Raw genomic sequence first — 24,526 nt, 5'->3', positions numbered from 1 at the left:
ATTTTAACGCTGGCAAGCCTGCTGAACATAAGGATTGTGATTGCCCTGGACTCTGGCAATGCGCTGGTCGCGTTCACACTCCCATTTTGTGACGGGATAGAGCTTATCCCAGGCCGTAAACAGCTGCGTCTGCTGGCGCGAAATACGCAGATGATACTGATCGCGCATGTAGAAGTAGGTGCGGGCAATGGCACCGCGCGCCCGTGCAGGCGGCTCAGCCTGTTTGAGTTTAAAGTCGACCTTCATTTCACACTGGCCATACTGCTTTTCGCTGCCGTTCCACTGACTGTAGGCGAAGTTGCCACGGTCGCCATTCACTTCGCCTACCGCAGGCTGCAGGTTATGCAGGTCGGTTTCGATGCGACGATAGTCAGGATCTTTACTGCAGTTTTTACGGCCACCCGCCTGCCAGCACTGGCGCTGATGACCAAACTCCCAGGCCGGCATCACATGTTCCCACTCAATGCGCGCGGCGCGGTTGGCGTTTTTACGCACCTGATAGCCACAGCTGTTGAGGTCGGGAACGCCTTTTTTTCCCTGCCACGTAATTTTACAGCCACAATAGAAAGAGCCAGGCGCATCGGCGTTGATCGCCGCCGCATAGGTTTTGGCCTGCTGGAAGTTATTCTGGTGATAGTTGTTCAGGTCGAGGGCGCCAGCGGCGGGCGCAAAGAGCAGCGCAAGCGCCAGAGTGAGTGTGCGAGACATATTCCGGATTTCTACTTAGTACGAAAAAGGGCGGCAGGTTAACAGAATGTAGAATAGGGCGGAATGGGGATTCTTCTCAGGTCGCGATAAACTCGCCCGCGATCAGCAGGCTGCCGCAGTGTACGCAGCGATATTCGCTCTCTTTGCGCAGCACGCGATTATGACGGCGGACGGTCAGCTGATGCTGCTGACACTGACAGCGGTAGGCAAAGGTGTTGCTGCGCACGGAGGCGATCTCAAACTGATGGGTACGCCGTGCCGGTACGCCCAGCACCTGCTCCATCATCCACTTCCACTCTTTGCCGTGCGGGGCAACACGACCGAACTGCTTCCAGACCAGCAGATGTGCCAGCTCATGCGGCACCACCTCATCAATGAAGGCTTGCTGGTTTTCCAGCAGCAGCACCGGATTGAGGCGAATCTCCCAGGCATTGAGCCAGGCGGTGCCCGCCGCCGTGCCGCGCTGCTGGTAAAGCAGTTTCGGTTCAGGCCAGTCAGTCTTCAATGCCTGATTAGCGCGGTCAAGTGACTGGCGCAGCGAGCGCATCACGGCCTGCTGCAGAGCGATGGGAAGTCGGGGCGTTTTCATGGCGCTCAGAATAGTCGCCGCCGCGCCGGAACTCAACGTTGTCCGCGAAAATCGGCAGCACAGTCGCTATACTTTGCCGCCAGTTTCCCGCCAGATAATCTTTGACAGTAATACGATCTGAACAGGCCAGACGACTGACTGAAATTTCGGGATTAAATAGGGTTATGGCCTCTTATAGAATATCCTGTTTATAAGGTTCACTGCAGAGTGAATAAGAAGCGGATGGCAAGGTGTACGGACAACGCAATGAAAAATAAGAACATCAGGAAACAGCGGATAGTACTGGTTACTGATTTGATGGCTGGCCGTGGCGGCATGGAAAATGTGACCTGTCAGCTGATCACTGCTCTGAATGCTGAAGCCGGAACGGAAGCGGGGCTGTTTATTATCAACAGCGGTGAAGAGAGTCTCTCCCGCGCCTGGACCGCCAATGCCGTTTTAGCTGAAAGCATCTGCACGCTGCGGAACAAGAAGATAAAAAATCTGATCCACACGCTCAGAATGGCCGCTTTTTCCGGCGCTATCAGCCTGACCACGTTCTGACTCTGAACACGATTCCTACTTTAATGGCCCGGCGGGCCATCAGGCTGTCCGGACGTAAAATCGTTCTGTCGAGCTGGATGCATCTCCCTCCACGGGATCGCTATCGCCCACACTACCTGCGGCAGGCCGACCACCATTTTGCGATTAGTCATCAGATCAAACAGCAGCTGGTGGCGCTGGGCATTCCGGCAGCCAGTGTTGATGTGATCCACAACCCCGTCAGGCACAGCGACGTCGTGATTGGCAGGCCGCAGGCGCTGAAATTTCTCTACATTGGCCGGGTTCACTTTCAGCGCCAGAAGCAGCTGAAAGATCTCTTTGATGCCCTGCATCAGCTCACCGTCCCCTGGACGCTGGAGATTGTGGGTGACGGTGAAGATCTGACACGGTGCCAGGACTATGTGGCGCAGCTCGGCATCCAGGATCGTATCACCTGGCATGGCTGGCAGGAGAATGCCTGGGCTTATGTCAGCAGCCACATAAAACAGGTTTCATGTCTGATCATGACCTCTAACTTTGAAGGATTTCCGCTGATCCTGCTGGAGGCAATGTCGCGCGGGGTCTACTGTGTTTCATCTGACTGCGTCAGCGGGCCAGCGGAGATTATTCAGAACGGTCTGAATGGTCAGCTTTACCCTACTAATGACAGCATGGCGCTGGCTGCGATTCTCAACGCCATGACCGGGGATTTTCACTTCCCTGCGCATCAGGTTATCAAAGCGAGCATCACCGGTTTTTATGAGGAAAATTATATGAAGCACCTGATGAGTGTGTTTAGCCGCCTGACTGAGGTTAAACATGACGATTAAAACCGGCCGCGACGGATTAACGTTGCTGGTGAACTTCTCGGTTATTGCGCTCTGCCTGGCGCTGTCGCTGAATATGTTTGTTACGGGCCTGCCACAAAAGATTTTCTATGTCGTTTCTTATCTCTCCGTCGCCGCCGTGCTGTATGGCGTGGCGCGCAGGCGGATGGACTTTAAAGAGAACCGTTTTTACCTGCTCCTGTTTGCGGTGCTGATCCTCTTCGCGCTGATTCGTTTATCCTGGGCGATTCACGTCAGGGGCGTCGAAACCGCGCCGTCGACCGATGCCATCACCAATATCGGGAACTATCTGCTGGGCGCGAAGCGTCTGCTTTTAGGCGCTTTTGTGCTGCTCAGTCTGGCGATTTACGGGCAGCGGGTCTCGCTGACCACACTGCGTATCGGCAGGCTGCTGATGCTGGCGGGGCTGCTGATCACGCTGGGCTTCGGGATTCATGAGCATCTCTACACGGAGAATGTTCGCATCAAGCTCACCACTGAAGCGGCTTCTATGTCTTCCTACATGATTCTGTTTATCTATTGCGCCTGGCTCTGGCTGAGCCGCTTTGAGACGAATGCTTACTGGAAGGTTGCTGATAGTGTGGCGTTGGGGGTGACGCTGGCCCTGCTCTATCTGTGCGGCACCCGTGTCACCCTGATTGCGCTGGTCGTGGCAGGGCTGCTGTTCCTGCTGCAGACCTACAGGCTGGCGCTGTTCACTAACTGGCGAACGGGCTCACTACTGGCAGGGCTGCTGGCGGTGCTGTTTCTGATGACCAGCAATCGCTGGGTGGAAGGCGTCCGGGACATAGAAAACTACGGTTCAAACAGTTCGACCTCGCTGGGCGCACGTGTGGCCATCTGGGGTGGGGCAATGAACTTTATTGAGCATCATGAGGGCTTCGCGACGCCGGATGCGCGAACGACCGGGGCACGGAAGTTTATCATGGCCCACTATCCGCACAATGTTGAAGGCTATACCAACGTCAAATACAACATGCACAATGAGTTTCTGGAGGTCACTACGCTGCAGGGCTGGCTGGGAACACTGTCGCTGGCGTTACTCTATCTGACCGTACTGGCGGGCAGGCTGAAGAAATGCGATCTGCGTGGTGTGGCGCTGCCGATCGCAGGGCTGTTTATTTGCGGGCTGACCGACTCGGTGCTGCCTTATAATCAGACCGCCACCATTTTCATTATGGCGCTGGCGCTCTGCTGCCTGCCGCGCAGCTTGCCGCCAGCACGGATGACATCTTCATCCTGATACGCTGACCCAATAAAAAGGGCGGGGTTTCCAGAGAAACCCCGCCCTTTTTTCATGCGTTATCTTAGTCGCGCGTTATCTTAGTCGCGTGAACCGATGTCGCGCAGTTTTTTACCGGCCATCAGATTGCGTTCGATATGCTCCAGCGAGACGTTTTTAGTCTCCGGGATCAGCATCACCGTCAGCAGAATGAAGAACAGGTTAAGCGCTGCGTAAACCCAGAAGGTATTCGCATTGCCCAGCGTATTCAGCATCGTCAGGAAGGTCGCGCCCACAATCATGTTCGCAATCCAGTTGGTGGTGGTAGAAACGGTGATACCGAAATCGCGGCCTTTCAGCGGCTGAATCTCGGAGCAGAGTACCCAGATCAGCGGACCGGCTGACATCGCAAAGCCTACGATGAACATCAGCAGCATACCGATGGCGAAGTACTGCGCGCCCGGGGTATGAATACCGAAATGCAGCATGGTACCCAGAACGCCCATTCCGGCCGCCATCACCATAAAGCCCAGAATCAGGGTCGGTTTACGGCCCCAGCGATCCACCAGACCGATGGCAATAAAGGTCGCCAGTACGTTAATCAGACCCACAATCACCGTGCCCCACATCTGTTGGGTCGTGTTGGCGAAACCGGCGATTTCAAAGATTTTCGGCGCGTAGTACATGATGACGTTCATGCCGGTAAACTGCTGCATCACCTGCAACAGGATGCCGAGATAGACCGCGCGGCGGAAGTGGCTGCTGGTGGTGAACAGACCCCAGCCAGACTGTTTGACCTTCAGGCTTTCACGAATCTCTTCCAGCTCACGTTTTGCCTGCTCACTGGTGTCACGCAGACGATCCAGCACGCGTTGAGCATCGCGGAAGTTACCTCGCGCTGCCAGCCAGCGTGGGCTGTTTGGCAGGAAGAAAACCCCGATCAGCAGCAGCAGTGCCGGAATGGTGATGATGCCCAGCATCCAGCGCCAGTTGCCGGTAAAGCTGAAGGCCGTATCGGTCAGGTAAGCACCCAGAATACCGATGGTAATCATCAGCTGATACAGCGAAATCATACTGCCACGAATTTTTTCCGGCGCAATTTCAGAAAGGTAGAGCGGGGCGGTATAAGAGGCGATACCCACTGCCAGGCCCAGCAGAACGCGGGCACTGATCAGCATTTCCGGATTCGGTGACATCGCTGACCAGAGTGAGCCGATAACAAACAGAATCGCCCCGGTCATCAGGCTTTTTTTACGGCCCAGGCGGGATGACATCCAGCCGCTGCCGATAGCGCCGACTGCGGCACCAAACATCATGGAGCTGACGATCCACTCCTGCTGATGCGCGGTAACATTAAAGTCCTTTGCGATAAACGGCAGGGCACCGGCGATGACGCCGATATCCAGACCGAACAGCAGACCCGCAAGGGCCGCCAGAAAGCAGACAAATAAGGTCATCGCCTTATTTGAAGTTCTGCTTTTACGTGTATTGCCAGGCATTTTAGCCTCCAGGTTTATCCATCATTGTTTTTATCAACGTTAAAAAACCGTTCGCGAGAAAAATGTGAAGTCGATCACTTTTGTGTAACCGTTTACACACGCTGAAACCCTGAAATTCAGCCTGTTTCTCTCGTAAAGATTAATTAATCAGTGAGGTATAGCACTCATCGAGTTTCTGACAATGCTCTGTTTACCGGCTATCAGACGACGCTGAAAATAACGCATTTTCAGAAGAATAACTACGTGCGTTAAATCTTAAATACCAGATAAACAAAGCATTTCGATTTGTAATCGTTAACATTTTGTTGTCAGAAAAAGCGAAAGGAAGTGTAGCTGAGAAATAAGAAATTGCGCTGACGCGAAAAACGCACGCCGGAGGTGGTGTTTTTTGCAGAGGAATCAGGCCAGACAGTGCGGCTGCACAGAGTGCGCGAAGGGAGAAAATTTGCGTCTGCCTTTGGCGCTGCGGCTGAAAGAATAAAAAAACCCTGCCCGCAGGCAGGGTTTCGTCAGCAGCCGGTGATCTTACAGGCCAGCCGCTTCACGCAGCAGGGCGGCCTTGTCAGTTTTTTCCCATGGGAAATGCTCGCGACCAAAGTGACCATAAGCGGCGGTCTCTTTGTAGATTGGATGCAGCAGATCCAGCATCTGAATCAGACCGTATGGACGCAGGTCGAAGAACTCGCGCACCAGCAGCGTGAGCTGCTCGGTTGAGACCTTCTCGGTGCCAAAAGTTTCTACCATGATAGAGGTTGGTTCAGCCACGCCGATCGCGTAGGAGACCTGAATTTCACAACGGTCAGCCAGACCGGCCGCGACGATGTTTTTCGCCACGTAACGCGCGGCATAGGCTGCAGAGCGGTCGACTTTAGATGGATCTTTACCGGAGAATGCACCGCCACCGTGACGCGCCATGCCGCCGTAGGTGTCCACAATGATTTTACGACCGGTCAGGCCGCAGTCGCCCATCGGGCCGCCGATCACAAAGCGACCGGTTGGGTTGATGTGATATTTGGTGGTGGCGCTCAGCCATTCTGCAGGCAGAACCGGTTTGATGATCTCTTCCATCACTGCTTCCTGCAGATCGCTCTGGCTGATGGATTCGGCGTGCTGGGTCGACAGAACCACGGCATCGATGCCGACGATTTTGCCATCGTCATACTGGAAGGTCACCTGGCTCTTGGCATCCGGACGCAGCCACGGCAGCGTTCCGTTTTTACGGACTTCAGCCTGACGCTGAACGAGACGGTGCGCATAGGTTACCGGCGCAGGCATCAGCACGTCGGTTTCGTTTGTGGCATAACCGAACATCAGGCCCTGGTCGCCCGCACCCTGTTCCAGCGGATCGGTACGGTCAACGCCCTGGTTGATATCCTGAGACTGTTTACCAATGGCGCTTAATACAGCGCAGGAGTTGGCATCAAAGCCCATATCGGAATGAACATAGCCGATTTCACGTACAGTTTTACGGGTGATCTCTTCGATGTCGACCCATGCGCTGGTCGTGATTTCACCGCCAACCAGCACCATGCCGGTTTTGACGTAGGTTTCGCAGGCCACGCGCGCTTTAGGATCCTGTTCCAGGATTGCATCCAGCACAGCATCGGAAATCTGGTCGGCGATTTTATCGGGATGTCCTTCTGATACGGACTCGGACGTGAAAAGGTGTTTAGCCATTCTGTTCTTTACCTTAAATTTGGTTTGAGTACGACTGCATAGCATCAGGAAAGGTTTCTGACCTGACGCCCCTTCAGGCAAAGCCGCGAGCAGTGAGGAGATATCAGCGCAGCAGGCTGATACCGCCTGAATCGTAACCTGTTTAGATGGAAAACCATCTGGACGGCTATTTTAGGATAGAGGATAAACCAATTGCCAGCCCTTTTTCTGTTTCTGCTTTCGCCCTGTCGCTGTTATCGGCATAATTTACTGAGGCTGCACACAATTCCCCGATAATCTTTTTGCATTTTTTCGCGGTAAACTGTATAAAACGCCGCTGCTTTTGCTGGCAGCAGCAAGGATGACGCCCCTGACTGCGTCGCGCCTGTCAGACCCGGGTCTGGCTTTCACCCTGGTTGTTCTCCATGTGCTTCTGACACATGCGGAGGTGATACAAGTAATGAACCACGCGTTTTCATCTTTCGGTTCTCTGCGCTGCGCCGCTGCGCTGGCTCTCTCCTGCTTCCCATCTGTTTCTCATGCCTGCCGATACGCTGTCCGCTACGGTAATTTTACCGACACAGGCACCGGCTAATCTTTACCTCTGTTCTTAGGTTTTTCTTCTCTGCGGCTGCGCCGCGGAACGACACCGGTTATCTCTGGTCTATACCGATGGTTAAATGTTCTCTGTTTAAACCGGGATGGTCAGGGTGTTTTACACTTAACGCTGAGGCGTGAATCGCGCTGGCAAGAATGTCAGGTGAACAGGACAGTGCATTTAATGTGGCGACAGGTTTTCAGATTAGCGGCCATACAGCCGGCTAACAGTTTTATCTTTCAACGGAAAATTGAGGTTCGCGATGTCTGACGACATGAAGAATATCAAAGGTTCGTCAGCTGGCGAACAGGGTACACTCCGCTCCATGCAGGAGGTGGCAATGAACGATCAGGATGCGAGCAAAATGTTGCGTACGTACAACATTGCCTGGTGGGGTAACAACTATTACGACGTTAACGAACTGGGCCATATCAGCGTCTGCCCGGACCCGGATCGTCCCGAGGTGCGTGTCGATTTAGCCCGGCTGGTTAAAGAGCGCGAAGCACAGGGCCAGCGTCTGCCCGCACTGTTCTGCTTCCCGCAGATCCTGCAGCACCGTCTGCGCTCCATCAATGCCGCGTTTAAACGCGCGCGCGAATCTTACGGCTATACCGGCGACTACTTCCTGGTTTATCCGATTAAGGTCAACCAGCATAAACGCGTTATCGAGTCGCTGATCCACAGCGGTGAGCCGCTGGGACTCGAAGCCGGTTCGAAAGCAGAACTGATGGCGGTGCTCGCCCATGCGGGACAGACCCGTTCAGTAATCGTCTGTAACGGCTACAAAGACCGCGAATATATTCGTCTGGCGCTGATTGGCGAAAAGATGGGCCACAAGGTCTATCTGGTGCTGGAAAAGATGACTGAAGTGCGGCTGGTGCTGGAAGAGGCCGGGCGTCTGAATGTGGTGCCGCGTCTGGGTATCCGTGCGCGTCTGGCGTCGCAGGGTTCCGGCAAATGGCAGTCAAGCGGTGGCGAAAAGTCCAAGTTTGGCCTGTCGGCGACTCAGGTGCTGAAACTGGTTGAGATTATGCGTGAAGCAGGCCGCATCGACAGCCTGCAGCTGCTGCACTTCCATCTGGGATCGCAGATGGCCAATATCCGCGATATCGCTACTGGCGTACGAGAGTCTGCGCGCTTCTATGTGGAACTGGCGAAGCTGGGCGTCAACATTAAATGCTTCGACGTCGGTGGCGGGCTGGGCGTCGATTATGAAGGTACGCGCTCGCAGTCTGACTGCTCGGTCAACTATGGCCTGAATGAGTACGCGAATAACGTGATCTGGGCAATCGGTGCCGCCTGTGATGAGCATGGTCTGGAACATCCGACGGTCATCACCGAGTCGGGCCGTGCCGTGACCGCACACCACACGGTGCTGGTTTCGAACATTATCGGCGTGGAGCGTAACGAGTTCAGCGAACCTGAAACGCCGGATCCGGATGCGCCACGTCCGATTCTCAGCATGTGGGAAACCTGGCAGGAGATGCACGAGCCGGACACCCGCCGCTCGCTGCGCGAATGGCTGCATGACAGCCAGATGGACCTGTCTGATATCCATACCGGCTATTCGTCCGGCACCTATGACCTTAAACAGCGTTCATGGGCTGAGCAGCTCTATCTGAGCATCTGCCATTACATTCAGCAGCACCTCGATCCGAGCAACCGTGCGCACCGTCCGATCATCGACGAACTGCAGGAGCGGATGGCGGATAAGATTTACGTGAATTTCTCGCTGTTCCAGTCGATGCCGGATGCATGGGGTATCGACCAGCTCTTCCCGGTACTGCCGCTGGAAGGGCTGAACAGGAAGCCGGAGCGTCGTGCCGTGCTGCTCGACATCACCTGTGACTCTGATGGCACTATCGATCACTACGTCGATGGCGACGGCATCGCGACCACGCTGCCGATGCCGGAATATGACCTGGATAACCCGCCGATGCTGGGCTTCTTTATGGTCGGTGCCTATCAGGAGATCCTGGGCAACATGCACAACCTGTTCGGCGACACCGAGGCGGTGGATGTCTACGCGCGCGAGAACGGTGAAGTCGAAGTGCAGCTCTCCGACGAAGGGGACACGGTGGCAGACATGCTGCGCTACGTGCAGCTTGATCCCAACGAGCTGATGACGCTATTCCGTAATCAGGTTCAGACGTCCGATATCGACGACGAACTGCGTGCGCAGTTCCTCGAAGAGTTCGAGAGCGGCCTCTACGGATACACTTATTTAGAAGATGAGTAACCGACGCGGGCAGGCGGCGATCGCATATTGCAGTTGCCGTTCACTATGTCGATAATCTGACACACTCAATCCCTTCCTCGTCGGGCCTAACGACGCGGAGGGGATTTTTTTCATCTCAACCTTAATGGCTTGCGGGCCTGGCCCGACTTACGCACATAGAGAGAGCAATTATGTATAACACGCTTGGCAATCAGTACGACAACTCCCTGGTTTCTAACGCCTTTGGCTTTATGCGTTTCCCGCTGAATTTCCAGCCTTATGACAGCGACGCAGAGTGGGTGATCACTGGCGTTCCTTTCGATGCCGCCACCTCGGGTCGTCCAGGCAGCCGTCTGGGGCCGGGAGCCATCCGTCAGATCTCCACCAATCTGGCGTGGGAAGGCTGCCGCTGGCCGTGGGATTTCGATCTGCGTCAGCGTCTGAACGTCGTTGACTGCGGCGATCTGGTTTACGCCTTTGGTGATTCGCAGGATCTCTCCGATAAGTTACAGGCCCATGCAGAAAAACTGCTGGCTAACGGCAAGCGCATGATGACCTTCGGCGGCGACCACTACGTTACGCTGCCGCTGCTGCGCGCTCATGCGAAATATTTCGGCAAGATGGCACTGGTGCACTTCGATGCGCACACCGACACCTACTCCAATGGCCCGACGTTCGACCACGGCACCATGTTCTTTACCGCGCCGAAAGAGGGGCTGATCGATCCACAGCACTCCGTGCAGATTGGTATCCGCACCGAATTCGACAAGAGCCTGGGCTTCAACGTGCTGGATGCGGCGCAGGTCAACGACCGCAGCGTTGACGATATCCTGGCCGAAGTAAAACGCACCGTTGGCGACCTGCCAGTCTACCTGACGTTTGACATCGACTGTCTGGATCCGGCCCATGCGCCAGGCACCGGCACGCCAGTCATTGGCGGTCTCACCACCGACAAGGCGACCAAGCTGATCCGTGGCCTGCAGGGGATGAACATTGTCGGGATGGACCTGGTCGAAGTCGCACCGGGCTATGACCACGCCGATCTGACTGCACTGGCGGCGGCTACGCTGGCGCTGGATATGCTGCATGTTCAGGCTGTGAACAAAGGCTGATGCCTGCGTGACCTGAAACGCCTGCCGGTTATGTCTGGCAGGCGTCGGTTTTCACCTTTCTTACCGCGGCGGTGCCTTACTCACACCGTTTTGACTGCTCATCCCTGCCCGCCATACCCCTGCCGCAATTTGGCTTTCGTTACAACATTCCTGTTAATCCGGAGTGCGACGCATCGGGCGCAATCCTGCATCAGCAACTAAACTGATTGATACCCATTCTCAATGTGGAGGCAATCATGGGCTTTCTTGATGAACTGGCAGGTTCACTGCAGAACCACCAGAGTGACGGGCACCTGCCGGGACAGCTTCAGGCGGTCTGGCACTGGGTGCAGGAGCAGGGCGGTATTGAAGTGTTATTGCAAAAATTTCAGCAGGGCGGACTGGGTGAGGTGTTCAGCTCATGGATTGGCACCGGGGCGAATCAGCCGCTGGCGCATAGCGATATCCATTCGGCGTTTGGTCAGGCTGAGCTGCAGTCGCTGGCGGAGAAGCTGGGCACCGATGTGCAGGGTTCGGCGGGAACGCTGGCGGTGATCCTGCCGCAACTGATCGACCGGATGTCGCCGCAGGGGCAGATGGACGAGGCTTCATTGCACGAGAACAAACTCGATCTGGGCTCCATGGTAAATCAGATATTCCATCGTTAACCTGATAATCGCCCGCTGAACCGTATGACAGGCGCATCCATTACAGTGCGCCTGTCACTCGCCTTACTTCGCGTCGGCCGCAATACGTTCGCGTATATGCTCTGCACGGGCTTCAGAGGCCGGGTGCGAATCAAACATAGAACTCTGACGTCCCTGTTCCAGCTTCGCCAGCTTCTCGAAGCTGGTTACCAGTCCCATCGGATTGATGTTGCGTTTCTTCATCAGGTCGTAGGAGTAGTCATCTGCCTGCGACTCCTGGGTCTGGGAGAATTGCGCGTTGACCAGTTTTTCACCCATTTCGCCCAGCTGCGACTGCGACAGGGAGCCGATCACTCCCCCCACTGACGCGGCTGCCGTACGTGCCGCAGTAGTGGCATACGCCAGCTGCATCGCCTTGCGCGTATGGCCCAGCGCGACGTGGCCCATCTCATGGCCCAGCACGCCTTCGACTTCATTGTCGGTCATCATATCCATCAGGCCGCTGTAAACGCGGATACAGCCGTTCGCCATCGCCCAGGCGTTAACGTCTTTAGTCTGATAGACCTTGTAGTTAGCCGGAGTGCCATTGATATTATCGCCCAGTGCCGCCGCGATTTTGTTCAGACGCTGCTGATAGTCGCTGTTCGCAGGCGCAATCTGATTCTCTTTGTCCATCTGCTCACAGGATTTATCGCTCAGCTGCTTTACCTGATCGTCGCTCAGGGTATAAGCCTGAAACGCCTGTGCACCCGACTGCATCAGCGCATTATTGTCTAAACCCTGACAGCCGCTGAGCAGCGTTGCCAGCCCAAGCGCACATACCGTTTTCTGGATTTTCATGCTCGATCCCATTCATAACAAGGTAAGAAAAACAAACACCTGAAACTCAGCCAGGTGGATAAACGTTTTGGTTATAGCGTGCCCGTCTGCACTTTGCTAGCAGAGTTGGCCGGAAATGCCAGACGAAGCGGCTGCATTTAGCGTTTTGCAGCATGTACTTTTGCCCCGACTTTCATGTACATTGATGGGCAACTTTTTCCTTGTTTTGCCCGGTAACTCATTAATAACAATGAGTTAAGGTGCGAAGCATTAATCCGACCTGGAGTAGAAAATGCCCTCTCGTAAAGAGCTTGCCAACGCCGTTCGCGCGTTAAGTATGGATGCAGTACAGAAAGCGAAGTCGGGACATCCGGGTGCCCCAATGGGTATGGCGGACATCGCTGAAGTCCTCTGGCGCGGCTATCTGAACCACAACCCAACGAACCCGCTGTGGGCTGACCGCGACCGTTTTGTGCTCTCTAACGGTCACGGCTCAATGCTGATCTATAGCCTGCTGCACCTGACCGGCTACGATCTGCCTATGAGCGAGCTGGAAAATTTCCGTCAGCTGCACTCTAAGACTCCAGGTCACCCGGAATATGGCTACACCGCAGGTGTGGAAACCACCACCGGTCCGCTGGGCCAGGGTATCGCTAACGCCGTCGGCTTCGCGATTGCAGAGCGCACGCTGGCCGCTCAGTTCAACCGTCCGGGTCATGATATCGTAGACCACAACACCTATGTCTTCATGGGTGACGGCTGCATGATGGAAGGCATCTCTCACGAAGTCTGCTCGCTGGCGGGAACGCTGAAACTGGGCAAGCTGGTGGCCTTCTATGATGATAACGGCATCTCTATCGACGGTCACATTGATGGCTGGTTCACCGACGACACCGCGAAGCGTTTTGAGGCTTACGGCTGGCACGTAATCCGTGGCATTGATGGTCACGATGCAGAGGCCATTGCCAAAGCGATCGACGAAGCGAAAAGCGTCAGCGACAAACCTTCACTGCTGATGTGCAAAACCGTGATTGGCTTCGGTTCGCCGAACAAAGCGGGCACGCATGATTCACACGGCGCGCCGCTGGGCGATGACGAAGTGGCACTGACCCGCAAACAGCTGGGCTGGAACCACGCACCGTTCGTGATCCCTTCTGACATTTACGCTGAGTGGGACGCGAAAGAAGCGGGCCAGGCAAAAGAGTCTGCCTGGAATGAGAAATTCGCCGCCTATGCGCAGGCGCATCCGGAGCTGGCGGCTGAGTTCAAACGTCGCGTCAGCAATGAACTGCCGGCGAACTGGCAGGAAGAGTCGCAGAAGTTTGTTGAGCAGCTGCAGGCTAATCCGGCGAAAATCGCCAGCCGTAAAGCCTCACAGAATGCCATCGAAGCTTTTGGTAAAATTCTGCCAGAATATCTGGGTGGCTCAGCCGATCTGGCGCCAAGCAACCTGACCATCTGGTCCGGCTCTAAGCCGATCAATGAAGATGCGGCCGGTAACTACATTCATTACGGTGTGCGCGAGTTCGGTATGACCGCCATTGCTAACGGCCTGGCGCTGCACGGTGGCTTCCTGCCTTACACCGCAACCTTCCTGATGTTCGTAGAATATGCGCGTAATGCTGCGCGTATGGCTGCACTGATGAAGATTCGTCAGATCATGGTCTACACCCATGACTCCATTGGCCTGGGCGAAGATGGCCCGACGCACCAGCCGGTTGAGCAGATGGCGAGCCTGCGTACCACACCAAACATGAGCCTGTGGCGTCCATGTGACCAGGTGGAATCTGCCGTGGCGTGGAAATATGCCATTGAGCGTAAAGACGGCCCGACGGCGCTGATCTTCTCCCGTCAGAATCTGGCGCAGCAGGAACGTGATGCTGCACAGCTGGCTGACGTCGCGCGCGGCGGTTACGTGCTGAAAGCGTGCGAGGGCACACCGGAGCTGATTCTGATCGCCACCGGTTCAGAAGTGGAACTGGCGGTAGGTGCCTGGGACAAACTGACCAGCGAAGGCCGCAAAGTGCGCGTGGTCTCTATGCCATCGACCGATGCTTTCGACAAGCAGAGCGATGAGTATCGTGAATCTGTACTGCCAAAAGCGGTCAGCGCACGCGTCGCTATTGAAGCGGGTATCGCAGATTACTGGTTCAAATACACTGGCCTGAACGGCGCGATTGTGGGCATGACCAGCTTCGGCGAATCTGCGCCTGCAGATCAGCTGTTTGAACTGTTTGGCTTTACCGTCGACAACGTGGTCGCGAAAGCGAAGGCGTTGCTGGCGTAAAAAGCAGCCAGGCGGGTCTGTTCTCGTCTGGCAGTAAAACCGGGGGACGATATTTTCGTCCCTTTCTCCTCTTTTATTCCTGCAGTAATAACTGATTTTTGCCCGTTTTTGTGATGTAGATCCAAATTTAAGCAGGCAGATTGATCACAGTCATTCCCGTTATTCCTGCATTCTATTATTGTAGCTGAACCGTTTCAGTCTCCGGGCAAATCGTCCTGGTTTCGGACAAAGCCGGGTAAGAATCTCCTGTACAAAATGCAGTGAAACGCTCAGGCTAACGGCACGTTTTTTTCAGTCTGACGTGGCAGGAGAGAAATGACGGTACGGGTAGCAATAAATGGTTTTGGCCGGATTGGACGCAACGTCCTGCGTGCGCTCTATGAAACGGGCCGGCGGGCGGAAATCACCGTCGTCGCCATTAACGAGCTGGCTGAAGCCACCGGCATGGCGCACCTGCTGAAGTATGATACCAGCCACGGCCGTTTTGCTTTCGATGTCCGACAGGAGCGCGATGTGTTGTGTGTGGGAGGCGATACCCTGCGCATTCTTCACCGTGCTGATATTGCCGATCTTCCCTGGCGCGAACTGGACGTGGATGTCGTGCTGGACTGCACGGGCGTCTACGGGTCGCGCGCCGACGGTGAAGCGCATCTGCAGGCGGGCGCGAAGAAAGTCCTGTTCTCGCATCCTGGCGGCCATGACCTCGACGCCACCGTCGTGTATGGCGTGAATCAGCAGGATCTGACGCCCGGCGATCGCATCGTCTCCAACGCCTCCTGTACCACCAACTGCATTATTCCGGTGATCAAACTGCTGGATGACGCCTTTGGCATCGAGTCCGGCACTGTCACCACGATCCACTCCGCGATGCACGACCAGCAGGTCATCGACGCCTATCACAGCGATCTGCGTCGTACCCGCGCCGCCAGTCAGTCGATCATTCCAGTCGACACGCGGCTGGCCGCCGGGATTACCCGCATTTTTCCGAAATTCAACGATCGCTTCGAGGCGATAGCCGTTCGCGTGCCAACGATTAACGTGACGGCCATCGATCTCAGTGTTTCTGTACGTCAGCCCGTAAAGGCTTGTGAGGTGAACACCCTGCTGCAAAGCGCGGCAGAGGGGGCATTTCGTGGTATAGTTGACTATACGGAATTACCGTTAGTCTCAGTCGATTTTAACCATGATCCGCATAGTGCCATTGTGGATGGAACACAAACGCGGGTCAGTGGTCAACACCTTATCAAGACCCTGGTCTGGTGTGACAACGAATGGGGCTTCGCTAACCGGATGCTCGACACGACGTTAGCGATGGCCGCAAGTGGTTTCAGGTAAGACGCGGTTTGCGTCTGGCAAAACTTATGAGAATCAACGAGAGGATTCACCATGTCTGTAATTAAGATGACCGATCTGGATCTGGCTGGCAAACGCGTGCTGATCCGTGCCGATCTGAACGTACCTGTTAAAGAAGGTAAAGTGACGTCTGATGCACGTATCCGTGCTTCTCTGCCAACCATTGAAGCGGCGTTGAAGCAGGGCGCGAAAGTAATGGTTACCTCTCACCTGGGTCGTCCGACCGAAGGTGAATATAACGAAGAGTTCTCACTGCTGCCGGTAGTTAACTACCTGAAAGAGAAGCTGAACGGCACCACCGTAACGCTGGCAAAAGATTACCTCGATGGCGTTGAAGTTGGCGCTGGCGAGCTGGTGGTTCTGGAAAACGTTCGCTTCAACAAAGGCGAAAAGAAAGACGATGAAGCACTGTCTAAAAAATATGCTGCCCTGTGTGACGTCTTCGTGATGGATGCTTTTGGTACCGCGCACCGCGCGCAGGCGTCTACCCATGGCGTCGGCAAATTTGCGCCTGTCGCCTGTGCAGGCCCGCTGCTCTCCGCTGAGCTGGAAGCGCTGGGTAAAGTGATGAGCAACCCTGAACGTCCACTGGTTGCGGTCGTTGGTGGCTCTAAAGTTTCGACCAAATTCGATGTGCTGCAGTCTCTGGTGAAAATCGCGGACACCGTGATTGTCGGCGGCGGCATCGCTAACACCTTTGTGGCTATCGACAACAACGTCGGTAAATCACTCTATGAACCCGACTTCGTTGAAGCGGCTAAAGGCCTGCGCGACCAGTACGGCATCCCGGTTCCGGTTGACTCACGCGTTGGCACGGAATTCTCTGAAACTGCCCCTTCAACCGTGAAAAAGGTTTCGGAAGTCGCGGATAACGAAGAGATTATGGACTTCGGTGATGAAACCGCACAGGCAATGGCGGCCATTCTGAAGAACGCCAGAACCATCCTGTGGAACGGTCCGGTAGGCGTGTTTGAGTTCCCTAACTTCCGTAAAGGAACTGAGATCGTGGCTAACGCCATTGCAGACAGCGACGCGTTCTCTGTGGCAGGCGGCGGCGATACCTTAGCGGCTATCGATATGTTCGGCATTGAAGACAAAATTTCCTACATCTCGACCGGCGGCGGCGCATTCCTGGAGTTCGTGGAAGGCAAAAAACTGCCAGCCGTTGCCATGCTGGAAGAGCGTGCGAAGCAGTAATCCTTTGGGGGCGGTGCCTGACAGCATCGCCTGAAGTCTTGCCCGACTGGGCGTTTAAATCGACGTTCCTTAAGGGGAACAACGGTCACGAAACAGGACACAATCATGTCTAAAATTTTTGATTTCGTAAAACCCGGCGTTGTTACTGGTGATGACGTACAGAAGATCTTCAAAGTTGCAAAAGAGAACAAATTCGCACTGCCAGCCGTAAACTGCGTCGGCACCGACTCCATCAATGCGGCACTCGAAGCGGCAGCGAAAGTTAAAGCGCCTATCATCATCCAGTTCTCTAACGGTGGTGCGGCCTTTATCGCAGGTAAAGGCTTCAAGACTGACAAGCCACAGGGCGCGGCCATCTTCGGTGCTATCGCTGGCGCACACCATGTTCACCTGATGGCAGAGCAGTATGGCGTGCCGGTTATCCTGCACACCGACCACTGTGCCAAGAAACTGCTGCCGTGGATCGACGGTCTGCTGGACGCGGGCGAAGCGTACTTCCAGAAAAATGGTAAGCCACTCTTCTCTTCTCACATGATTGACCTGTCAGAAGAGTCTCTGGAAGAGAATATCGAAATCAGCAGCAAGTACCTGGCGCGCATGGCCAAACTGGACATGACCCTGGAGATCGAACTGGGCTGCACCGGTGGTGAAGAAGATGGCGTGGATAACAGCCACATGGACGCATCAGCGCTCTACACGCAGCCAGAAGATGTAAACTACGCGTACGAAAAACTGCATGCGATCAGCCCGCGCTTCACCATTGCGGCCTCATTCGGTAACGTTCACGGCGTTTACAAGCCAGGCAACGTAAAACTGACCCCAACCATCCTGCGTGACTCGCAGAAATTTGTCTGTGAAAAACATGGCCTGCCGCACAACGCGCTGGACTTCGTTTTCCACGGCGGTTCCGGTTCTTCAGCAGCAGAAATCGAAGAGTCTATCAGCTACGGCGTGATCAAGATGAACATCGATACCGACACCCAGTGGGCGACATGGGACGGTATCCTGCAGTACTACAAAAAGAACGAAGGCTATCTGCAGTCCCAGCTGGGTAACCCGGAAGGCGACGACAAGCCAAACAAGAAATATTATGACCCGCGTGTCTGGCTGCGTGCTGCCCAGTCCTCAATGGTCGTGCGTCTGGAGCAGGCTTTCAAAGAGCTGAACGCTGTCGACGTTCTGTAACGTTTATCCGTTACCGTACAAAAAAGGCCCGAAAGGGCCTTTTTTTATGCGTTAAGCCAGCCGGAAGAGAGGGGGATTTGGCACTTCATCTGATAATTGATTACCCTTGTTACCAGGGTGTCGGATTACATCTGGCAGTTTTGTCATTCCCCGATGGGAAGCTAACAACAGGGCTTATTAATGGAAGAGTTACACGTCGTCGACGGCATCAATAACGCGGGCAACTGGCTGATACGCAATCAGGCGCTGATCCTCAGCTACGCCGTCAATATCGTTGCGGCCATCGCCATTCTTATCGTCGGGATGATCATCGCCCGCATTATCTCCAATACGGTCAATCGTCTGCTGCGGGCCCGTCACATCGACGCCACCGTTGCCGATTTCCTCTCTGCGCTGGTGCGCTATGGCGTCATTGCTTTTACGCTTATCGCCGCGCTGGGGCGCATTGGTGTCCAGACGGCCTCGGTGATTGCCGTGCTGGGTGCTGCCGGACTGGCCGTGGGTCTGGCCTTACAGGGCTCACTCTCAAACCTGGCGGCTGGCGTATTGCTGGTGACCTTCCGTCCGTTCCGGACTGGCGAGTTTGTCGATCTGGGTGGCGTAATGGGCACTGTCCTGAACGTGCAGATCTTTTCCACCACGCTGCGCTCTGCAGATGGCAAAATCGTCGTCGTACCGAATGGCAAGATCATCAGCGGAAACATCGTCAACTTCTCGCGCGAGCCGGTTCGCCGCAATGAGTTTATTATTGGCGTTGCCTACGACGCGGATGTAGATGAAGTAATCGCGTTACTGCAGCAGGTGGTGGAAGCCGATGAGCGCGTACTGAAAGACAAGGGCATTCAGATCGGTCTGAACGAGCTGGCCGCATCCTCCCTGAACTTCGTAGTGCGCTGCTGGAGTAACAGCGGAGACCTCCAGAATGTCTACTGGGACCTGATGAAGAACTTTAAACGTGCCCTGGATGAGAAAGGGATTGGCATTCCTTATCCACAAATGGATGTGCATCTTCATGCGGTCAGTAAGCCAGAGGCTACAGCACCCGAGGCACAGCCACAGTAAACTTTCGTCGGGCGACCCGGGTCGCCCATTAATTCTGCTAATCGCAGATTAATTCTTTCAATTTCCGCTTATTACCTTCTCTCCTTATACTTCACCGCATCGAATCCTGTGAGGAAGTAATCCTGTGTTATCTCTTTATTTTCAGGGGCTTGCGCTTGGCGCTGCGCTCATCCTGCCGCTGGGCCCTCAGAACGCTTTTGTGATGAATCAGGGCGTGAAGCGCCAGTATCATCTGATGACAGCGGCACTCTGCTCGCTGAGCGATATTCTGCTGATCTGTGGCGGCATCTTTGGCGGCAGCGCACTGCTGAACCAGTCGCCGCTGCTGTTGATGGCCATTACCTGGGCAGGCGTTGCCTTTCTGCTGTGGTATGGCTGGGGGGCGCTGCGCAGTGCTTTTCGTGGCGACGCTGACCTGGCACAGGGTGAGACGTTAAAACAGGGCAGGGGACGAATTATCGCAACGCTGCTGGCGGTCACCTGGCTCAATCCACACGTCTATCTTGATACGTTTGTGGTCCTGGGCAGCCTGGGCGGTCAGCTGCCGACCACTACGGCACGCCAGTGGTTCGCACTGGGGACCATCAGTGCATCGGTACTGTGGTTCTTCGGTCTGGCGCTGCTGGCGGCGTGGCTCTCCCCGCGGCTGCGCACGATGAAAGCACAGCGCATCATTAATCTGCTGGTCGGTGCGGTCATGTGGTTCATCGCTCTGCAGCTGGCTCGCCAGGGCATAGCCGGTTTTTGAATCCGGTCGCGAGCCGTGCCGGTAATTGCCGCATGACGGGCGAACTTTTGCCATAATGACCACTCAAAGCATGGCGCATACCGATGCGCTGCTGGGCTTCGCCGGTTAGAAGCCATCATAGTGACCTTTTCAAGGAGGACTTTCATGAAACTGAAAGCATTGGCTCTGGCCGCAATCATGAGCGCCGGGGCACTGCCTGGCGTATACGCTGATGAGTTACCGAACGGGCCCCACGTGGTGACCTCAGGCAAGGCAACAGTCGATGCCCGTCCCGATATCGCCACGCTCTCTATCGTGGTGAACGTCTCATCCAAAGATGCCGCCGATGCGAAAAAGCAGGCGGACAGCCGGGTTGCTCAATATTTCGATTTTCTGCAGAAAAATGGCATTGAGAAGAAAGATATCGAGGCGGCTAACCTGAGCACGCAGCCTGAGTATGACTACACCAAAGAGGGTAAATCAGTCCTGAAAGGCTACCGTGCTGTCCGTCAGGTACAGGTCACGCTGCGCCAGCTGGACAAGCTGAACGATCTGCTGGATGGCGCATTGAAGTCAGGCCTGAACGAGGTGCGTAGCGTTGAGTTAGGCGTGGCAAACCCGGAGAGTTATAAAGAGCAGGCGCGTAACGCGGCGATTAAGAATGCGACCCGGCAGGCATCCCAGCTGGCAGAAGGATTTAACGCGAAGCTGGGGCCGATCTACAGCATTCGTTACCAGGTTGCCAACTATCAGCCGATGCCGATGAACCGCATGTATAAAGCGGCGGCGGCGGCAGATACCTCTGCGCAGGAAACCTATGATCAGCAGAGCATCAACTTTGACGATCAGGTTGATGTGGTGTTTGAGATCAAGCCCAACGCGGCACAATAAAAAAACGGGGCTGTTGCCCCGTTTTTGTTTTCAGGCGACGACTTCATCCTGACGCAGCACCCGATGTCCGTGCGCAATCAGCGCATCGGTGACCCGACGCATTAACCGGCTTTCAGGCGCAAACCGGTGCCAGTAGAGCATGCGGCGCTGATAGAGGCCTGGCGTCAGGTCAATTAACTCTCCGCTTGCCAGCTCACGCTCAATCTGCAGATGCGGGATCATGCAGCAGGTCGATCCCTGTCGCGCCATCTGCACAAAGGCCTCTGAGGAGTTCACGATGTGGCACGGAACGCTGCCTGGTGACAGGTCAAAGTTCTGCTGCAGAAAAGCCTGGTGCATATCGTCAAGGTGGTCAAACGCGACCGCAGGCGCTTTCAGCAAAGCAGAGCGGGTGACGCCGTTCGGGAAGAAGCGATCGGCAAAGTCACGCGACGCCACAAACAGGTAGTCAAGCGCGCCGAGCTGATCCACCAGGCAACTGGGCAGAGGCTGTGGCTGAATACTGACCGCGCCCACCACTTCGCCCCGACGCAGGCGCTCCTGGGTGCGGGTTTCATCTTCAACCTGCAGGTTCAGGCGGACGGGCGAGTCTGCCAGCACATCTTTCAGCGCAGGCAACAGCCAGGTCGCCAGACTGTCGGCGTTGACCGCCAGCGACAGCAGCAGGGGCGTGGTGCCACTATTCTCATCGCCCAGCCACTCCTCTTCCAGCAGTTCCACCTGGTGCAGCAACGCCAGCAGTTTCTGGCCCTGTTCGGTGGGGCGCGGCGGCACCGTGCGCACCAGCAGCGGCTGGCCAAACAGGTTTTCCAGCTGCTTGATGCGCTGTGATACCGCCGACTGCGTGATACACAATTTTTGTGCGGCACGCTCAAATCCGCGTTCGCGGATCACTGAATCCAGCGCCTGAAGCGTTCGATAATCCGGGCGTTTCATTGTTGTTTTTTCTCCTTCAGGGTGGACGTTACTCTGCCACAAGCGTGTCACCGGTAATGGCTCACTTGTTTTTGTGGGCTGGCTTCCAAACCGATAAATCCACGTCGGTCAGCCGCGCATTTTCAGCAAGCCTTGTTTTATACTACGCGCACTTCGTTGTCGCACAGGTTTTAAACATACCATGACCCAGGATGAACTGAAAAAAGCCGTTGGCTGGGCTGCACTTGAGTACGTGCAGCCAGGCACCATTGTTGGCGTAGGCACCGGATCGACCGCTTCCCACTTTATCGATGCGCTTGCCACGGTCAGACATCAGATTGACGGCGCCGTCTCCAGCTCCGACGCCTCTACCCAGAAGCTGAAAAGCCTGGGCATTCAGGTGTTCGATCTGAACGAGGTTGACCAGCTGTCGGTCTATGTTGATGGCGCAGATGAGATCAACCCTCAGATGCAGATGATCAAAGGCGGTGGAGCGGCGCTGACACGGGAAAAAATCGTGGCTGCGGTGGCACAGACGTTTATCTGTATCGCCGACGCCTCGAAAGAGGTGGATGTACTGGGCCGTTTTCCATTACCGGTTGAGGTGATCCCGATGGCGCGCAGTTATGTGGCGCGTGAACTGGTGAAAATGGGAGGGCTGCCTGAGTATCGTCAGAACGTGGTCACTGACAACGGCAACATTATTCTTGATGTGCATAATCTGCGCATTCTCGATCCGATCGAACTGGAAAAAACTATTAATGCCCTGCCTGGCGTCGTTACCGTCGGTCTTTTTGCCGCGCGTGGTGCCGACATCGCGCTGATTGGCGGGCCGGACGGGGTGAAAACCATCAAAAGATGATCTGGCCGGCGTCACTCTGGCGCCGGTTATTTCTGCCTGCAAATCATCTTTTCTCGCCCGGATGAAATTTGGTGACTTATGTCACATAACCGTCATCGGCAGTGAGTTCATTCTCTCTTAAACGCCCACCTCATGATTTTGTCCGGCAATGTGCTGCCGTCAGCCGTTGCCGTGCTGGCCTCTGGGCAATCGTTTGTATTGCCGGACGCGATTTTTTTGATATTTTGACAGAAGGCTGGCTTATGGTAGTCCTCATTGAACGCTGAATAGGATCGGGAAATGGCAAAGGTATCACTGGAAAAAGATAAGATTAAGTTCCTGCTGGTGGAAGGTGTCCACCAGAGTGCGCTGGATAACCTGCGGGCTGCAGGCTACACCAACATCGAATTCCACAAGGGCGCACTGGACTCCGACGCATTAAAAGCATCGATCCGCGATGCGCATTTCATTGGTATCCGTTCCCGCTCCCAGCTTACTGAAGAGATTTTTGCCGCAGCTGAAAAGCTGGTCGCCGTGGGTTGTTTCTGTATCGGTACTAACCAGGTTGATCTGGACGCTGCGGCCAGCCGGGGGATCCCGGTATTCAACGCGCCGTTCTCTAATACCCGCTCGGTGGCTGAACTGGTGATTGGTGAGATGCTGCTGATGTTGCGCGGCATCCCGGAAGCGAACGCGAAAGCTCACCGTGGCATCTGGAACAAGAATGCCAAAGGCTCGTTTGAAGCGCGTGGCAAGAAGCTGGGAATCATCGGTTACGGTCACATCGGTATGCAACTGGGTGTGCTGGCGGAAAGTCTGGGGATGCACGTTTTCTTCTACGACATTGAAAACAAACTGCCGCTGGGAAATGCCACCCAGGTTCGCTATCTTAATGACCTGCTCAGCATGAGCGACGTTGTCAGCCTGCACGTGCCGGAAACCCTCTCCACGCAGGATATGATTGGCGCAGAACAGCTGGCGCAGATGAAGCCTGGCGCGCTGCTGATTAACGCCTCTCGCGGTACAGTGGTCGATATCCCGGCGCTGTGCGACGCGCTGGCCAGTAAGCATTTGGGTGGCGCAGCCATTGACGTCTTCCCCGTAGAACCGGCTACCAACAGCGATCCCTTTATTTCACCACTGAGTGAGTTCGATAACGTGATCCTGACGCCGCACATTGGCGGCTCGACGGAAGAAGCGCAGGAGAATATTGGTATTGAGGTGGCGGGCAAACTGGCGAAATACTCCGACAACGGGTCGACGCTGTCAGCAGTCAATTTCCCGGAAGTCTCATTGCCAATCCACGGCATCAGCGCCAGCCGCCTGCTGCATATCCATGAAAACCGTCCAGGTGTGCTGACGGCCATTAACCAGATTTTTGCGGAGCAGGGCATCAACATTGCCGCTCAGTACCTGCAGACGTCGCCATTTATGGGGTATGTGGTTATCGACATTGATGCGGAGCCAGAGGTGGCGGATAAAGCCCTGCAGCTGATGAAGGCCATTCCGGGCACTATTCGCGCCCGTCTGCTTTACTAAGCACTTCAGACAGGAGGTGGTGCCAGGGTGTGCCACTTCATAGTGTCAGCAACGTCAGGCTCGGGCTGCTTTGCGGCTGAGCCTGTTCCTTTCATGCTGCACTCTTCTTTGT

General features: G+C 55.2%; 19 protein-coding genes and 1 pseudogene. 14 read left to right on the top strand and 6 right to left on the bottom strand.

The window, feature by feature from the left end:
• Positions 1–3: 3 nt before the first annotated feature.
• Positions 4–708 (bottom strand): deoxyribonuclease I, encoded by a 705-nt coding sequence (endA, locus tag ACLHDD_RS12085; RefSeq protein ID WP_427104301.1) that lies wholly within the window; start codon positions 706–708, stop codon positions 4–6.
• A 76-nt stretch (positions 709–784) separates the two neighbouring features.
• Entirely contained in the window at positions 785–1,297 is a 513-nt protein-coding gene (locus ACLHDD_RS12080; RefSeq protein WP_427105207.1) for a SprT family zinc-dependent metalloprotease, read from the bottom strand.
• Positions 1,298–1,504: 207 nt separating this feature from the next.
• On the opposite strand from ACLHDD_RS12080, the pseudogene ACLHDD_RS12075 reads away from it, so the two are divergent.
• Positions 1,505–2,649, top strand: a pseudogene (locus ACLHDD_RS12075) (glycosyltransferase).
• Positions 2,639–3,910 (top strand): O-antigen ligase family protein, encoded by a 1,272-nt coding sequence (locus tag ACLHDD_RS12070; protein ID WP_427104300.1) that lies wholly within the window; start codon positions 2,639–2,641, stop codon positions 3,908–3,910. Before ACLHDD_RS12075 ends, ACLHDD_RS12070 begins: the two are co-directional and overlap by 11 nt.
• A gap of 80 nt (positions 3,911–3,990) precedes the next feature.
• Here ACLHDD_RS12070 and ACLHDD_RS12065 read toward each other — a convergent pair whose 3' ends face one another.
• Together ACLHDD_RS12065 and metK are read right to left on the bottom strand one after the other, a co-directional pair.
• Positions 3,991–5,388, bottom strand: a complete 1,398-nt coding sequence (locus tag ACLHDD_RS12065) for a sugar porter family MFS transporter (RefSeq protein ID WP_427104299.1) — start codon at positions 5,386–5,388, stop codon at positions 3,991–3,993.
• A gap of 525 nt (positions 5,389–5,913) precedes the next feature.
• Positions 5,914–7,065 carry a methionine adenosyltransferase gene (gene metK / locus ACLHDD_RS12060; RefSeq protein ID WP_427104298.1) on the bottom strand — a complete coding sequence of 384 codons (1,152 nt, stop codon included), beginning with the start codon at positions 7,063–7,065 and terminating at the stop codon, positions 5,914–5,916.
• Positions 7,066–7,904: 839 nt separating this feature from the next.
• Between metK and speA the strand changes: the two genes are divergently transcribed.
• From speA to ACLHDD_RS12045, 3 genes are all read left to right on the top strand, one after another.
• Positions 7,905–9,881, top strand: a complete 1,977-nt coding sequence (gene speA, locus ACLHDD_RS12055) for a biosynthetic arginine decarboxylase (protein WP_427104297.1) — start codon at positions 7,905–7,907, stop codon at positions 9,879–9,881.
• Between the two features lie 170 nt (positions 9,882–10,051).
• Positions 10,052–10,972, top strand: a complete 921-nt coding sequence (gene speB, locus ACLHDD_RS12050; RefSeq protein WP_313654865.1) for an agmatinase — start codon at positions 10,052–10,054, stop codon at positions 10,970–10,972.
• Positions 10,973–11,208: 236 nt separating this feature from the next.
• Positions 11,209–11,619 (top strand): YidB family protein, encoded by a 411-nt coding sequence (locus ACLHDD_RS12045; RefSeq protein WP_427104296.1) that lies wholly within the window; start codon positions 11,209–11,211, stop codon positions 11,617–11,619.
• A gap of 63 nt (positions 11,620–11,682) precedes the next feature.
• Here the strand turns inward: ACLHDD_RS12045 and ACLHDD_RS12040 are convergent, their stop codons facing one another.
• On the bottom strand, positions 11,683–12,438 hold the full coding sequence (locus tag ACLHDD_RS12040; protein WP_427104295.1) for a M48 family metallopeptidase: 756 nt from the start codon (positions 12,436–12,438) through the stop codon (positions 11,683–11,685).
• A gap of 271 nt (positions 12,439–12,709) precedes the next feature.
• Here ACLHDD_RS12040 and tkt point away from each other — a divergent pair, with 271 nt between their 5' ends.
• From tkt to ACLHDD_RS12005, 7 genes are all read left to right on the top strand, one after another.
• Positions 12,710–14,704, top strand: coding sequence for a transketolase (gene tkt / locus ACLHDD_RS12035; protein ID WP_427104294.1), 1,995 nt, complete (start codon positions 12,710–12,712; stop codon positions 14,702–14,704).
• Between the two features lie 315 nt (positions 14,705–15,019).
• Positions 15,020–16,039 (top strand): erythrose-4-phosphate dehydrogenase, encoded by a 1,020-nt coding sequence (gene epd / locus ACLHDD_RS12030; protein WP_427104293.1) that lies wholly within the window; start codon positions 15,020–15,022, stop codon positions 16,037–16,039.
• 51 nt (positions 16,040–16,090) lie between these two features.
• A complete protein-coding gene (gene pgk / locus ACLHDD_RS12025; RefSeq protein WP_427104292.1) occupies positions 16,091–17,254 on the top strand; it encodes a phosphoglycerate kinase in 1,164 nt (387 codons plus the stop codon).
• A gap of 105 nt (positions 17,255–17,359) precedes the next feature.
• On the top strand, positions 17,360–18,439 hold the full coding sequence (gene fbaA / locus ACLHDD_RS12020; RefSeq protein ID WP_427104291.1) for a class II fructose-bisphosphate aldolase: 1,080 nt from the start codon (positions 17,360–17,362) through the stop codon (positions 18,437–18,439).
• A 180-nt stretch (positions 18,440–18,619) separates the two neighbouring features.
• Entirely contained in the window at positions 18,620–19,501 is an 882-nt protein-coding gene (mscS, locus tag ACLHDD_RS12015) for a small-conductance mechanosensitive channel MscS (RefSeq protein WP_427104290.1), read from the top strand.
• Positions 19,502–19,625: 124 nt separating this feature from the next.
• Positions 19,626–20,249: an arginine exporter ArgO gene (gene argO / locus ACLHDD_RS12010; protein ID WP_427104289.1), complete on the top strand. Its 624-nt coding sequence runs from the start codon at positions 19,626–19,628 to the stop codon at positions 20,247–20,249.
• A gap of 144 nt (positions 20,250–20,393) precedes the next feature.
• Positions 20,394–21,119 carry an oxidative stress defense protein gene (locus tag ACLHDD_RS12005; RefSeq protein WP_427104288.1) on the top strand — a complete coding sequence of 242 codons (726 nt, stop codon included), beginning with the start codon at positions 20,394–20,396 and terminating at the stop codon, positions 21,117–21,119.
• Between the two features lie 30 nt (positions 21,120–21,149).
• On the opposite strand, the gene ACLHDD_RS12000 is transcribed toward ACLHDD_RS12005, so the two are convergent.
• Positions 21,150–22,055 (bottom strand): LysR family transcriptional regulator ArgP, encoded by a 906-nt coding sequence (locus tag ACLHDD_RS12000; RefSeq protein ID WP_427104287.1) that lies wholly within the window; start codon positions 22,053–22,055, stop codon positions 21,150–21,152.
• Positions 22,056–22,236: 181 nt separating this feature from the next.
• Here ACLHDD_RS12000 and rpiA point away from each other — a divergent pair, with 181 nt between their 5' ends.
• Together rpiA and serA are read left to right on the top strand one after the other, a co-directional pair.
• Positions 22,237–22,896: a ribose-5-phosphate isomerase RpiA gene (rpiA, locus tag ACLHDD_RS11995; protein ID WP_288475651.1), complete on the top strand. Its 660-nt coding sequence runs from the start codon at positions 22,237–22,239 to the stop codon at positions 22,894–22,896.
• A gap of 279 nt (positions 22,897–23,175) precedes the next feature.
• Positions 23,176–24,414 (top strand): phosphoglycerate dehydrogenase, encoded by a 1,239-nt coding sequence (serA, locus tag ACLHDD_RS11990; protein ID WP_427104286.1) that lies wholly within the window; start codon positions 23,176–23,178, stop codon positions 24,412–24,414.
• Positions 24,415–24,526: the final 112 nt, after the last annotated feature.

This window comes from Pantoea sp. NSTU24 (assembly GCF_050157905.1).
GTDB lineage: Bacteria > Pseudomonadota > Gammaproteobacteria > Enterobacterales > Enterobacteriaceae > Pantoea.
This window is presented reverse-complemented; position numbering and strand designations above follow the sequence as displayed.